The 11,879-nt window shown below is 70.5% G+C and carries 16 protein-coding genes; 10 read left to right on the plus strand and 6 right to left on the minus strand.

Annotated features, from left to right (window positions below; translation table 11 throughout):
• Window positions 1–484: 484 nt before the first annotated feature.
• From AQJ27_RS10970 to AQJ27_RS10985, 4 genes are all read left to right on the plus strand, one after another.
• A complete protein-coding gene (locus AQJ27_RS10970) occupies window positions 485–1,066 on the plus strand; it encodes a C39 family peptidase (protein WP_067365565.1) in 582 nt (193 codons plus the stop codon).
• 8 nt (window positions 1,067–1,074) lie between these two features.
• Window positions 1,075–1,263, plus strand: a complete 189-nt coding sequence (locus tag AQJ27_RS10975) for a hypothetical protein (protein ID WP_067365568.1) — start codon at window positions 1,075–1,077, stop codon at window positions 1,261–1,263.
• A gap of 21 nt (window positions 1,264–1,284) precedes the next feature.
• Window positions 1,285–1,713 (plus strand): hypothetical protein, encoded by a 429-nt coding sequence (locus AQJ27_RS10980; RefSeq protein WP_067365571.1) that lies wholly within the window; start codon window positions 1,285–1,287, stop codon window positions 1,711–1,713.
• 191 nt (window positions 1,714–1,904) lie between these two features.
• Complete coding sequence (locus AQJ27_RS10985) at window positions 1,905–2,456, plus strand: hypothetical protein (protein ID WP_159064345.1); 552 nt, start codon at window positions 1,905–1,907, stop codon at window positions 2,454–2,456.
• A gap of 88 nt (window positions 2,457–2,544) precedes the next feature.
• Here AQJ27_RS10985 and AQJ27_RS10990 read toward each other — a convergent pair whose 3' ends face one another.
• From AQJ27_RS10990 to AQJ27_RS11000, 3 genes are read right to left on the minus strand one after another with little or no spacing between them, the layout of a single operon-like run.
• Window positions 2,545–3,078, minus strand: coding sequence for a hypothetical protein (locus tag AQJ27_RS10990; RefSeq protein ID WP_067365577.1), 534 nt, complete (start codon window positions 3,076–3,078; stop codon window positions 2,545–2,547).
• On the minus strand, window positions 3,075–3,374 hold the full coding sequence (locus tag AQJ27_RS10995; RefSeq protein WP_067365581.1) for a hypothetical protein: 300 nt from the start codon (window positions 3,372–3,374) through the stop codon (window positions 3,075–3,077). Before AQJ27_RS10995 ends, AQJ27_RS10990 begins: the two co-directional genes overlap by 4 nt.
• Window positions 3,371–3,754, minus strand: a complete 384-nt coding sequence (locus tag AQJ27_RS11000; RefSeq protein ID WP_079064928.1) for a DUF6415 family natural product biosynthesis protein — start codon at window positions 3,752–3,754, stop codon at window positions 3,371–3,373. The genes AQJ27_RS10995 and AQJ27_RS11000 overlap by 4 nt, the downstream gene beginning before the upstream one ends.
• Before the next feature lie 235 nt (window positions 3,755–3,989).
• Between AQJ27_RS11000 and AQJ27_RS11005 the strand changes: the two genes are divergently transcribed.
• Genes AQJ27_RS11005 through AQJ27_RS11015 form a run of 3 tightly spaced genes read left to right on the plus strand, consistent with a single transcriptional unit; the run spans window position 3,990 to window position 5,627 of the window.
• On the plus strand, window positions 3,990–4,250 hold the full coding sequence (locus AQJ27_RS11005; protein ID WP_067366409.1) for a hypothetical protein: 261 nt from the start codon (window positions 3,990–3,992) through the stop codon (window positions 4,248–4,250).
• Entirely contained in the window at window positions 4,222–4,749 is a 528-nt protein-coding gene (locus AQJ27_RS11010; protein ID WP_067365584.1) for a DUF6879 family protein, read from the plus strand. The genes AQJ27_RS11005 and AQJ27_RS11010 overlap by 29 nt, the downstream gene beginning before the upstream one ends.
• 26 nt (window positions 4,750–4,775) lie before the next feature.
• On the plus strand, window positions 4,776–5,627 hold the full coding sequence (locus AQJ27_RS11015; protein WP_067365587.1) for a Scr1 family TA system antitoxin-like transcriptional regulator: 852 nt from the start codon (window positions 4,776–4,778) through the stop codon (window positions 5,625–5,627).
• Between the two features lie 472 nt (window positions 5,628–6,099).
• Here AQJ27_RS11015 and AQJ27_RS56345 read toward each other — a convergent pair whose 3' ends face one another.
• Window positions 6,100–6,483, minus strand: coding sequence for a hypothetical protein (locus tag AQJ27_RS56345; protein ID WP_067365590.1), 384 nt, complete (start codon window positions 6,481–6,483; stop codon window positions 6,100–6,102).
• A gap of 287 nt (window positions 6,484–6,770) precedes the next feature.
• Here AQJ27_RS56345 and AQJ27_RS11025 point away from each other — a divergent pair, with 287 nt between their 5' ends.
• Window positions 6,771–7,721, plus strand: coding sequence for a LysR family transcriptional regulator (locus AQJ27_RS11025; protein WP_067365594.1), 951 nt, complete (start codon window positions 6,771–6,773; stop codon window positions 7,719–7,721).
• A gap of 233 nt (window positions 7,722–7,954) precedes the next feature.
• The gene (locus tag AQJ27_RS11030) at window positions 7,955–8,920 is read left to right on the plus strand and encodes a phosphotransferase (RefSeq protein WP_067365597.1); all 966 of its coding nucleotides are present in this window, start codon (window positions 7,955–7,957) and stop codon (window positions 8,918–8,920) included.
• Here AQJ27_RS11030 and AQJ27_RS11035 read toward each other — a convergent pair.
• The gene (locus tag AQJ27_RS11035; protein ID WP_235613612.1) at window positions 8,889–9,614 is read right to left on the minus strand and encodes a gamma-glutamyl-gamma-aminobutyrate hydrolase family protein; all 726 of its coding nucleotides are present in this window, start codon (window positions 9,612–9,614) and stop codon (window positions 8,889–8,891) included. The two genes, AQJ27_RS11030 and AQJ27_RS11035, sit on opposite strands and share 32 nt — an antisense overlap.
• A 71-nt stretch (window positions 9,615–9,685) precedes the next feature.
• On the minus strand, window positions 9,686–10,423 hold the full coding sequence (locus AQJ27_RS11040) for a FadR/GntR family transcriptional regulator (RefSeq protein ID WP_067365600.1): 738 nt from the start codon (window positions 10,421–10,423) through the stop codon (window positions 9,686–9,688).
• A 77-nt stretch (window positions 10,424–10,500) separates the two neighbouring features.
• Here AQJ27_RS11040 and AQJ27_RS11045 point away from each other — a divergent pair, with 77 nt between their 5' ends.
• On the plus strand, window positions 10,501–11,871 hold the full coding sequence (locus AQJ27_RS11045; protein WP_067365603.1) for a glutamine synthetase family protein: 1,371 nt from the start codon (window positions 10,501–10,503) through the stop codon (window positions 11,869–11,871).
• Window positions 11,872–11,879: the final 8 nt, after the last annotated feature.

The following is an 11,879-nucleotide window of genomic DNA, read 5'->3' on the forward strand; positions in this document are numbered from 1 at the left end:
CCTTCGGGAGCGATCAGGTCACCGCACCACGTCACCGACGATGCGTGACTGATGAGCCACGTCACGGTGACGGTTCGTGATGACTCGTCACCGGCTGTACATGCGGTGAGCAATTGGGTTCAATTAGTCGCATGAGCACAGAAGATGAGCGGAACCAGGGTGAGTTGGGTGATTCCGCTCACGATGCCCGAGGTTCAAGCCGAGCACGGTCCGTTGAGGCCACGTGGCGGGACTCGGAGGTGCGCGAGCGCCGCCAGTCGGCCATGCGCGCCAGCAGCCGCAACCCGGAGACGGTGGAGCGCCGTTCGGCGGGACAGCGAGAGAAGTGGCGCCTGGCCAGGGAGCGTCTCGTCACGTGCTTCGTCTGTGGGCGTGGTCCGGAGAATGACGACGTTCGCGTCCAGGGCATAGACGGTGAGGTCTCGTGATGGCCTCAGCGCACGCGAAGCCCAGGGGGCGGTGGAGGCGTCGCGTCGTCGCCTGCGTGACCGTCGCAGTCGTCTCGCTGTCTGTGGTGTCCGCGAGTGCGGCGGTCAGCAATCACGCCGCACAGCCACGACCCGTTGAGGACGAGTGGCACTACGTCTCCCACCCCGACCTGACCCAGAGCCTGCCGTACAACTGCATCCCCACGTCCGCGTCGATGGCGCTGGCCACCCTGGGCGTGCACCTGACGCCCACCGAGCTCGGTCGGCAGATGCGCATCATCCCCAACTGGGGTGTCAGCGGCGACCACTTGATGCGGGTCTTCAACGAGGTGCAGCCGAGCGGGCGAGAGCTCACGTACGAGGTGGTGACCAGCGGCAGGCAGGTCGAGGCCGACCTGTCGGTTGACCTGCTCCACCACGTGGCGGTTCCGGCGCTCGTCATCGCAGCCGGTCTTCCCTGGCAGGGCGGCGAGATCACCGGTCACGCGGTCGTCGTCGACGGCATGAACCCAGCGCGCCACCTGGTCAGGGTCTTCGACCCAGCACCGCGCAACGGTGGAGAGCACGTTCTCACGAGTGAGCAGCTGCTGAACGCGCTCCAGATGGAGTCGGGCGTCCGGCACCTGCTCGTCGACTAGGGGTTGTCATGGACCTGATCGAAACAAGTGACCTGAAGCTGAGGCTGCTCGCCCGCGAGGTCATGGCCATGCGCCTGGGCCTCGCACCGGAGGCCGCGCTGAGCGTCACCAGGGCGGCCGCCAGCCGCCTGGAGGCGGACGCGCAGGCTGGCCGGCCGCTGACCGCGCTCAAGGCCGCCGTGCTGGACGAGGTGTAGCAACGGCAGGCCGCGTGCGCGGTGGAGGTCGCCGACACCCTCCAACCCGGCGACGGCTGGGATGAGTTCACGGCCAGGCTGCGGCCCGCGTATGAGCGGGTGGTGGGCTACGTCCCGTCACCGGAGGCGATGCCACGGCTCATGCACCGCCTCGTCCGAGAGGGCGTCCTCGTGGTGGCAGACGACGGGGACTGGAACGTCTCGCCCAGGGCGCGGAAGGCTGCCAGCGCACTGCCATCAGCTGCCAGGGGGAGCAAGGCAGCGGTGCCAGGCCAGCCGACGGTCTCAGAGGCCGCGAGGCGGGCCCTCGTTGAGGCCGACCTGCTGGCCCACCCCGACGACACCGTGGCAGCCCGTGCCAGGCGCCTGGGCGCGCAGATGGGGCTGAAGGACCGCGCTGCCAGGGGGCGGATCAGTGCCATAGTCAGTGCCTTGCGGACTGCCACGTAGGTAGCTGTTGTGCTACCGATCTTGGGGTCTGCCGGTCGATGGGAGTCCCGTCCGGGTGGTCGCGGAGACGGCGCATACGAGCAGGGGTTGCTGATCCGTTCGTTGACGGGGTTCCCGGACCGCCCGGCTGCGAACCGGGTAAGCAACAATGCCGCTGTCGACGCAATGAGCGGGCGCCCCGAGGAGCAGCAGTGGCAAGAGATCGCAGCGGCCGTAAAGGCAGAATCGCGCATAACCAGCTGGTGGCTGGTGCGGATACCAGCCAGATAGTTGGCGCGGCAGTCTTCTTCGGGTTCTTCGCGTGGGGACTGGCCGACCTGACGCACGACTACTCGTGGGTGGCGTTTGCCTCGCTGCTCGTGGCCGGATGGGTGTGGGATACCCGCATGCACAACCGTGTGGTGTTTGCGTGGAACCGCCGTGTTGTGGCGGATAGCGCCATCGGTATAAGTGGCGCTCCGACTCCCGCGGCTTGCCTGGACGCCAAGATCGGTGAGCGGCATGCCGTCGGGACGGTCGTGCCCACATATACGGGTGGCTTCCACTTCTTCGCGGAGCGCGGCGGGTCCCATCAGTTCCCGCCTGTGGAGATCGTCAAGATCGACCGGAGCTTGCCGTACAACCGGATCCAGATCACCACGACCAGCACGGTATGGAAGACGATCGTGGTAGAGCCGCAGACCTGGAACATCAAGGCGTGGGAGCTTCTCAAGGACCGGAAAACCTACCAGGCAGACCAGTAGGACCCGCCACAAGAGCGGCTTCTAAGAGGCGCAGACACGGAACTGGCCGGCCTCCACCTGGAGTCCGGCCAGTCGTCGTTTCGTGCCGCTACGCCCCCGATCCCACCAGGCACCGGTACTCGTGTCCGCTGTCGGCGTCGACGAGCGTGCCCTCGATGCTCTTGAGAGCGGTGAGCGGCACCGGCACGTTCATGCCGGTGACGTAGACCGTGCGGTTGTGGCTCGTGTCGGCGTACCAGGACTTGTCGTAGGTGTGGCCGTTCAGCGCGGTCGCCAGCAGCTCTACCGTCCCGGCGCGGGAGGCGAACACCGCCCAGCCAGCCGTGGAGTGGTCACCCGCCCGGTAGCGGATGACGCAGTTGGTCAGCCCGTCGCCCTGGTGGTCGAGGCGCGGCAGGTCGCTGGGCTGCGCGCTGGGTGTCGGCTTGGCCGCCGCGTGAGCGGACGGTGACGGGTGGCGCGCCACGTGGGTAGTGGCGGCAGTGGCGGTGGTGACGCTGGGCGTCGCGCTGCCGGTCGCGTCCTCGCTGCCGTCCCGCTTGGCCACCCTGGAGTAGATGACGCTGACCACGCAAAAGGCCACCACGCAGGCGATGACGGCCGTTCGTCGGTTGACGCTCACGCTTCCGGGCTCCCCTCAGGCGCTGAGGCGCGTCGCGCCTGCCGCCACGCCTGGTAGAGCTCCTCGGCCTCGTCACACGTGGCGTTCGCCCGGTGGTCGTAGTCCTCGACGGTGCGGCAGGCCAGGCAGGCGACGCAGTGGCCAGCGAGACGGGCCCAGGCCGCCTCAACCGGGCCCGTGGGGTCCGCGGGGTTCGCGCTGACGGGCTCGGCCGGGTCGTCGTGGACCTGGACGCGCTGACGGTACGCGGGCCCGGAGGGGCGGTCCCGCCACTGCCACTCGATGCGAGAGCTCATCGGTCGCTCCCGCTGAGGTTCTCGTAGTGGTCAACGAGCGCGTTAACCGAGCGGGCGAGCCGCTGCGCGTGCGCGATCCCGGCGGGCAGACCCGGACCGGGTTCGAGGCTGAGCCGCATGCGGGCCTCACCGACGCAGGCCAGCGCGCAGGCCCGCGGCACGTCGTCCTCGGGGAGGGCGAGGGCCATCGTCTCGACGTCCGGCACGGCGACCGCAACGTGGCCGCGGAGCTGAGCGGTGAGCGTGCTCAGCTCGTCGGCGGTGAGCGGCTCGGCGTCCTCGACGAGGAGGCGACGCGCGCCCTCCCTCATGGTGTCGACGTCCAGGGGGTGATGCCCCTGGCCTTGGACGGGTGGTGGTTGGACGGTACGTTGCGTCACGTTGGCGCTCCCATCAGCGTCAGCCACGCCCCCGGAGGTCTAGTCCACCTCGCGGGGGTCTCTCCTTAGAACTGCCGAGGCTAGAACCTGGGGCTGGCCAAAGCCAGGGATGTGCAGAAGTGTGCAAGGACCCTCACCAGGCTGGAGGTTGACGGTGCATCGGGGGTTGACCAGCTCCCCACGCCGGGGAGACTGGGACGCACACATCTGCACACCCGAGGTGAGGGAGGCCACCGTGCCGCTACGGTTCATCGGCATCGACCCGACCACCGGCCAGGACAAGAGTCCGACCGTGTTCATCGACGAGGAGACGAACGACATCGTGATCCAGGGCTTCAAGCCGGGCGGGGAAACGGAGGCGGAGGTCGCCGCGTTCGAGGTGCCGGGCCACGCGGTCGGCATCCCCGACGACGAGGCGGTCATCCGCGTCCCCGCCCGCATGGCGCCGTTCCTGAGGGAGGCCTGTGATGCCGTCGAGCGAGCCGACGTTCGCTGAGCTCCTCGCCAGCTGCGAGCGGTCCGCCGTTCACCTGGAGATGCGCGACAGCTACGCGGTGGACGAGGAGGCGGACGACCTCGACACCTGGCGGCGCACCGGCCAGCGCGACGCGGACCCCGCCTCCGCGTACTGGGCACCCTGGGTCGACCTCATCACCGGCGCGGTCACGCGCGGGGTCACCGTCCGCCGCGTTCGCGTCGTCTCCGAGCCGGTGAGCGAGTACATCCGGTACGAGCACGCCGCCACCGGCGTCAACGTCGCCGCGGGGGAGCGGGTACGGTGGCTGCCCCGTCGCCGGGCGTCCGACCTCGCCCTGCCCGGCAACGACTTCTGGCTGCTCGACGACCGCCTGATCCGCTGGCATCACTTCAGCGGTGACGGGGTGTGGGTCGGCCAGGAGCTCGCGGCGGACCCGGCGGCCGTCAAGCTGTGCGCGGACGCCTTCGAGGGCGTCTGGGCCCGCGCCACGCCCCACGACCAGTACGAGATCCGCTAAGAGCAGGGAACGTTAGGCCAGAGCTGATGTCCGTCTCCCCGTCCTCCTCCGCCCAGGCCGCGCGTGAGGCCGTCGCCCGACGCCTGCGTGACCTCCGGCGGGAGGCGGGGCTGACGGTCAAGGAGCTGGCCGCCGCGTGCGGCTGGCACCACGCCAAGACCTCCAGGGTGGAGAACGCGCTCACCGCGCCGTCCGCCCGGGACATCCGCGCCTGGTGTGAGGCGACCGGCGCGGCCGGCCAGGCCCAGGACCTCATCACCCTGTCGCTCAACGCCGAGTCGATGTACCGGGAGTGGCGGCATCAGGTCCGCAACGGCCTGCGGCACCTCCAGGACAGCGCGGCGCAGTTCTACCGGGAGACGGAGCTCTTCCGCCTCTACTCGTCCACCGTTGTGCCAGGCCTCCTCCAGACCGAGGGCTACGCTGCCGCCGTCCTCCGCACCGCCGCGCGCTTCCGGGACCTGCCGGAGCACGACAGCTTGGACGCGGCGCGGGCCAGGGTGGAGCGCTCCCGAGTGATCCACGAGCCGGGGCACCGCGTGGTCGTCGTGCTAGAGGAGCACGTGCTCCACTGTCAGATGGCGGACGCGGAGGCGATGGCGGCGCAGCTCGGCTACCTCCTCACCGCCGGGGCGCTGCCTGCGGTGTCGCTCGGGGTCATCCCGACGGCGACGAGGGAGCGCGCCCAGTGGCCGGAGGAGTCGTTCCACGTGTACGACGACAGGCTCGCGTCGGTGGAGCTGGTCTCGGCTGAGGTGAAGGTGACCCAGCCCTCGGAGGTCGCGCTCTACGTCAAGACGTTCGAGCTGCTGCGGGGCATGGCCGTGTACGGGGCGGAGGCCAGGGAGCTCGTCCTCCGGGCGATCGAGGCGCTGTGAGGCAACGTGTGGACGCGCTTACGTGCACGGGGCGAGCACCGAGAGATAGCGCGAGAGGGGCGACGGTTCGTGCACGGTGATATGAGCTGATCACGAATTAGGTCTTTCAAGATCCGAGATGCAATTTCCGGGAGGTGTCCAGCCTCCACAGCGCCCTACAAGATCACTGCCTGGGCCCTGCGCCACACTCACCGTCTCGCTGCTCGCTGCCTCACCTTCTCGCGCATCGTCGCCTCACCACGCTCGTCTCACCCGACCACGATCAGCGCGTGAAGCCGTGAGCCTCAGCTTCTCCTCGCCTCGGTCTCGTCTCACTCTCGCTGCGTGTGTGCGTGCGTGCCCAGCCAGGGCGCGCCGCCCTGTACCCACTCGCTCACCGGCATGGTCGGCGATGTCGGTGGTTCCCACCTCTCCGCGCAACGAGAAGCGGCGTGACGCGCTGCTCCGCGTCACGCCGCTTGGGAGGTGGGTGCTACTTGCTGGTGCGCTTGGCCGCGATCTTGTCGCGGACGCGGTACACCAGCTCGTTCGGGTTGTCGGTGCGGCGACGCTGGAAGGTCAGCTTGGTCTCCCGGTCGAAGCAGTAGCGACGAGCCTGCTTGAAGACGCGCTCAAGCGCCTCGGGGCTGCTGAGGGTCACGATCTGCCACGCGTTCTTGTCCTTCTGCCAGGCCTCGTAGGCGTTCTCCACGAAGGTGGCGACCTCCTGGGGGACGGTGTTTGCGCCCGCCTCGTACCGCTGGGGGGTCAGCAGGGCGGTGAGGTCGTCCGCGACCGGCGCGGCGGGCGTCTCGGGGGCGGCGGTGTTCTTGGTGGCCTTGGCGGCCGGGGTCTTGGAGGCTGCGGTCTGCGTCATCGTCTCTTCCTCTTCCTGTTCCGGGGCGGTCACCGCTTGGTGACTGCCTGTAGTTAAATATTACGGTGAGTAGTCACGAGAGTCCACACCAACTGCCGCTTCGTTCACGGGAGTTGACGGGAATCCGCAGGCCAGGCCGTGATACCGGGCGTGATACCAGTCGGCCGAGGTGGGCCACGGCTGAGGCGGGTCCGGGAGGCGGCTCGCTCTGCCGAACTGCCTGGTCAGGGTGCCTCTGGGTGTCCTCGCTGGTACCGGTCTGCCGACCGGAGGCATAAGCTGGCTTTATGGGTGTGAGTGCTGAGGGATCGACGGAGGCCGGCCGGTCGGGGGAACCGGTCGCGGTCGGGATCGCGCATCGGGTGCCCGACCTCGGGGCGCTGGAACTGCTGCTCGCGGTGGCGCGGCTCGGGAGTCTCGGGCGGGCGGCGCGGGAGCTGGGGATCACCCAGCCCGCGGCCAGCAGCCGGATCCGTTCCATGGAACGGCAACTGGGTGTCGCGCTCGTCGACCGCTCGCCCCGTGGCTCGCGGCTCACCGACGCCGGGGTGCTGGTCACGGACTGGGCGCGGCGGGTCGTGGAGGCGGCGGAGGCGTTCGACGCGGGGGCGCAGGCGTTGCGGGACCGGCGGGACTCCCGGCTCCGGGTGGCGGCGAGCATGACGATTGCCGAGTATCTGCTGCCGGGGTGGCTGCTCGCGCTGCGCGCGCAGCGGCCGGACACGGCGGTGTCGCTTCTCGCCGGGAACTCGACGGCCGTGGCGGAACGTCTCCTCGCGGGCGAGGCGGACCTCGGTTTCGTGGAGGGACTGTCCGTGCCGCCCGCCCTCGACTCGACGGTCATCGCTCACGACCGGCTGATCGTGGTGACGGCGCCGGGGCATCCGTGGGCCCGGCGTCGCGCGCCGCTCGCGGGGGCGGAGCTGGCCGCGACGCCGTTGATCCTCCGGGAGGAGGGGTCGGGTACGCGGCAGGTTCTCGACGCGGCGTTGGGTGGGTTGGCGCGGCCGTTGATCGAGCTTTCCTCGACCACGGCGGTGAAGGCGGCGGCGGTGAGTGGGGCGGGGCCCGCAGTCCTGAGCGAGCTGGCCCTCGGCGAGGAGCTGTCGACGCATCGCCTGGTGAGCATCCCGCTGTCCGACGTCCAGCTCCGCCGGGCCCTCCGGGCGGTCTGGCCCACGGGTCACCGCCCTACGGGCCCGGCACGGGAACTGCTCTCACTGACACGGGGCTTGTAGGCCACCGGCCTGAACGGCCTCGTCCTCGAACGCCGGACGGGCTGAGAACGAGGGCGAGCCGAGGCTTTCAGGGGCGCGGCGAACTGCGCGCCCAGCCCCCGCGGCCCGCAGCCGACACACTCACCCGGGGGGTCCGGGGGCGGAGCCCCCGGGAACGGATGGGACGGGTAGGGGCGGCGGGGGGCGGAGAATTTGGTGGCGGTCGGGGGCAGGGGCCCCGCAGGATGCGGGGCATGACTCCGACCGCTCCGCCCGCCGCGGGCCCCCGCACACCCTGGGAAGAACTCCCTCGCACGCTCCGGGACGCCGTCGCGGACGTGCTCGGCGCGCCGGTGCGGACGGCCGTCACGCAGGAGGGCGGGTTCTCACCCGGTGCTGCCGCCCGCGTGACCACCACGGACCACCGCCGTGCGTTCGTGAAGGCGGTCAGCGCAGAGACGAACCCCGACAGCCCCACCCTGCACCGAACGGAGGCGAGAAACGCCTCCGCGCTCCCGGCGAACACCCCCGCTCCCAGGCTCCTCGGCACCTACGACGACGGCACCTGGGTTGCCCTCGTCTTCGAGGACGTGGCGGGCCGTCAGCCTCATGTCCCTTGGCTGGAGGGTGAGTTCAGACGCGTGCTCGACGCCGTCGAGGAGTTGGGTCGCGCCCTGACACCGGCACCGTTCGACGCCCCGACCGCCGCACAGTCCCTGGCCCACGCCTTCCAGGGGTGGCGCCAGCTCGTCGACTCCGGGGACACCGGGGGCGAGGGCCTCGACCCGTGGACCGCGGCGCATCTGCACGAACTGGCCGAACTCTCCGCCCCGTGGACCGAGTTCGCCACCGGCGAGACTCTCGCGCACGGCGATCTGCGCGCGGACAACGTCCTGCTCACGGAGGACGGAGGGGTCGTCTTCGTCGACTGGCCGCACGCCGTGCGTGCCGCCCCGTGGTTCGACCTGCTGCTGATGCTCCCGTGCGTCCGCGCCCAGGGCGGCCCCGACCCGGAAGAGGTGTTCACCGCCCACCCGCTGGGCCGCGACGCCGATCCGGAAGGCGTCACCGCCACCCTGGCGGCCCTCGCGGGCTACTTCGTCCGGCAGTCCCGTCAGCCGGCGCCCCCGGGACTGCCGACCCTGCGCGCCTTCCAGCACGCCCAGGGCGCCGCCGCCCTCGACTGGCTCAGGAAGCGGCTCGCACCAACGCCCGCATGACCCGCAGGTCCTCGCCCATCTCGGGATGCCACTGCACACCCAACACCCAGCGGGAAGAGGGGAGTTCGATCGCCTCCACCGTTCCGTCGAGCGCGTGCGCCGAGGCCGTCAGTCCCTCTCCGAGGCGTTCGACCGCCTGGTGGTGATACGTCGGCACGGCGCATGTCTCCGGCACGACATCCCCGTACAGACTCCCCGCCACCGGCGTCACCTCGTGCCGACCGAAGACCCCGACGTCCTTCACATGCCCGTCGATGTGCTGGACGAGCGTGCCGCCGAGGGCGACGTTGAGGAGCTGCATGCCCCGGCAGATGCCGAGGAGCGGGGTGCCGGCCGCCAACGCGGCGTCGATCAGGGCGAGTTCCCAGGCGTCACGGGCCGCGGCCGGCGGTCCGGTCCGCGGGGAGCGCTCGGCGCCGTAGTGGACCGGGTCGACATCGGGGCCGCCCGCGACCACGAGGCCGTCGAGACGGGCGACGGTCGACGCGGCGTGCGAGGGGTCGTCCGGCGGCAGCATCGCGGCGAGACCCCCCGCCGCCTGGACGAGCCGCGGATAGCCGGCCGGCAGTAGAGCGGCCTCCAGCTCCCACACACCCCAGCGCGCCCCGGCCTCCAGATACGTACTCACGCCGATCAGCGGTCTGCCCACGCCGCTCACACCGCCCACGCCGCCCGCACCGTCCGTACCTCCCACGCCGCGCTCCCTGTGAATTCAATGGAATGCAGTCATACCTTTGAAGTCTTTGTACGGTACCGGCAGAGGGCTCACGCCAGGAAGCCCCGCAGAAGCGCCGCCGTCCCCGCGCAGTGCTCCCGCATCATCTCCCGCGCCCCGTCCGCGTCCCCGTCGAGCACCGCCTCGACCAGCGCGGTGTGCTGGCGCTGGGAGTGCTCGAGGTTGCGGACCAGGAGGGGGATGCAGTCGAGCAGGTCGTTGACGGAGGCGCGGACGGCCGCGTACTGGGCCGTCAGCGACGGCGAACCGCTCAGCTCGGCGAGGGTGAGGTGGAGCAGGGTGTCCAGGCGCCGGTAGTCCGCCAGCGGCGCCTCGTGCGTGCGGGCCAGCGCCTCGCGCAGCCGCTCCGCCTGCTCCGGGGAGAGCCCGTGCGTCGCGCACAGCCCCGCCGCCCCCACCTCCAGCACCTCACGGAAGCGCAGCACGTCCTCGATGTCGACCTCGGCGAACCGGCGCCGCAGCTCGTCCTCGCCGGGGGTCTCGGCCCTCGGCGCCACGAACGTGCCGCCGTACCGGCCGCGCCGCGACTCGACAAGACCCTGGTCCTGGAGCACCTTCAGCACCTCGCGCAGCGTCACCCGGCTGATCCCCAGCCGCTCCGCCAGCTCCCGCTCCGCGGGCAGCCGTCCGCCGCCCGGCACCAGCCCCAGCCTGACCACCTGGAGGATCTGCTCCAGTGCCTCCTCGAAACCGTTGCCCGCCCGCACCGGCCGCAGCACCGGCGTCAGTCGGTCGTCCACACCACCGTCGGCCTCCGCCCGCGTCATCTGGTCGTGCCCCCTTCCCAAGCAATGGTTCTCCGCAATACCTTATGGCTCTCGGCTGACCCAAGGAGGCTTTTCCGGTGGCAGACCGCACACCCCCGCTCGCCGTCGAGGAGCTGCACGCCCTCGTCGCGGGCGGCGAGATCGACACCGTCGTCCTGGCCTTCCCCGACATGCAGGGGCGGCTCCAGGGCAAGCGGTTCGCCGCGCGCTTCTTCCTCGACGAGGTCCTCGAGCACGGCACGGAGGGCTGCAACTACCTCCTCGCCGTCGACACCGAGATGAACACGGTCGACGGATACGCCATGTCCTCCTGGGACCGGGGCTACGGCGACTTCGCAATGCACCCCGATCTCAGCACCCTACGGCGGGTGCCGTGGAACGAGGGCACCGCCCTGCTCGTCGCCGACCTCGCCTGGAACGACGGCTCCCCGGTGGTGGCCGCGCCCCGCCAGATCCTGCGCCGCCAGCTCGACCGCCTCGCCGAACTCGGCTACACCGCCCAGGTCGGCACCGAGCTCGAGTTCATCGTCTTCAAGGACACCTACGAGCAGGCCTGGGACGCGCATTACAAGGGGCTCACCCCGGCCAATCAGTACAACATCGACTACTCGGTCCTCGGCACCGGGCGCATCGAGCCCCTGCTGCGCCGCATCCGCAACGAGATGCAGGCCGCGGGGCTGACCGTCGAGTCCGCCAAGGGCGAGTGCAACCCCGGCCAGCACGAGATCGCCTTCAAGTACGACGAGGCCCTCGTCACCTGCGACCAGCACGCCATCTACAAGACCGGAGCCAAGGAGATCGCCTCCCAGGAGGGCGTCTCGCTCACCTTCATGGCGAAGTACAACGAGCGCGAGGGCAACTCCTGTCACATCCACCTCTCGCTCACGGACGCGGACGGCACGAACGTGATGGCCGGCCCGGCGCAGGACCCGGGCGGCATGTCCGAGGTCATGCGGTACTTCCTCGCCGGGCAGCTGGCGGCCCTGCGCGACTTCTCGCTCCTCTACGCGCCCAACATCAACTCCTACAAGCGCTTCCAGCCCGGCTCCTTCGCGCCGACCGCCGTCGCCTGGGGATACGACAACCGCACCTGTTCGCTGCGCGTCGTGGGCCACGGCCGCTCGATGCGCTTCGAGAACCGGCTGCCCGGCGGTGACGTCAATCCGCACCTGGCCGTCGCCGGGCTCGTCGCGGCCGGCCTGTACGGCATCGAACAGAAACTGGAGCTGCCGGAGCCGTGCGCGGGCAACGCGTACACCGCCGAGTACGCGCACGTGCCCACCACCCTGCGCGAGGCCGCCGAGCTCTGGGAGAACAGCCCCATCGCCAAGGCCGCCTTCGGCGACGAGGTGGTCGCGCACTACCGCAACATGGCCCGCGTCGAGCTGGAGGCCTTCGACGCCGCGGTGACCGACTGGGAGCTGCGCCGCTCCTTCGAACGCATGTGAGAGGTCCT

It is taken from the genome of Streptomyces olivochromogenes, from assembly GCF_001514115.1.
GTDB lineage: Bacteria > Actinomycetota > Actinomycetes > Streptomycetales > Streptomycetaceae > Streptomyces > Streptomyces olivochromogenes.

What these genes read in the sequence shown, in the direction of transcription:
- AQJ27_RS10975 (WP_067365568.1), top strand. Translation starts at nt 1,075, where the DNA reads ATGGACCTGATCGAAACAAGTGACCTGAAGCTGAGGCTGCTCGCCCGC.
- AQJ27_RS10995 (WP_067365581.1), bottom strand. Translation starts at nt 3,374, where the DNA reads ATGAGCTCTCGCATCGAGTGGCAGTGGCGGGACCGCCCCTCCGGGCCC.
- AQJ27_RS11010 (WP_067365584.1), top strand. Translation starts at nt 4,222, where the DNA reads ATGCCGTCGAGCGAGCCGACGTTCGCTGAGCTCCTCGCCAGCTGCGAG.
- AQJ27_RS11015 (WP_067365587.1), top strand. Translation starts at nt 4,776, where the DNA reads ATGTCCGTCTCCCCGTCCTCCTCCGCCCAGGCCGCGCGTGAGGCCGTC.
- AQJ27_RS56345 (WP_067365590.1), bottom strand. Translation starts at nt 6,483, where the DNA reads ATGACGCAGACCGCAGCCTCCAAGACCCCGGCCGCCAAGGCCACCAAG.
- AQJ27_RS11025 (WP_067365594.1), top strand. Translation starts at nt 6,771, where the DNA reads ATGGGTGTGAGTGCTGAGGGATCGACGGAGGCCGGCCGGTCGGGGGAA.
- AQJ27_RS11030 (WP_067365597.1), top strand. Translation starts at nt 7,955, where the DNA reads ATGACTCCGACCGCTCCGCCCGCCGCGGGCCCCCGCACACCCTGGGAA.
- AQJ27_RS11040 (WP_067365600.1), bottom strand. Translation starts at nt 10,423, where the DNA reads ATGACGCGGGCGGAGGCCGACGGTGGTGTGGACGACCGACTGACGCCG.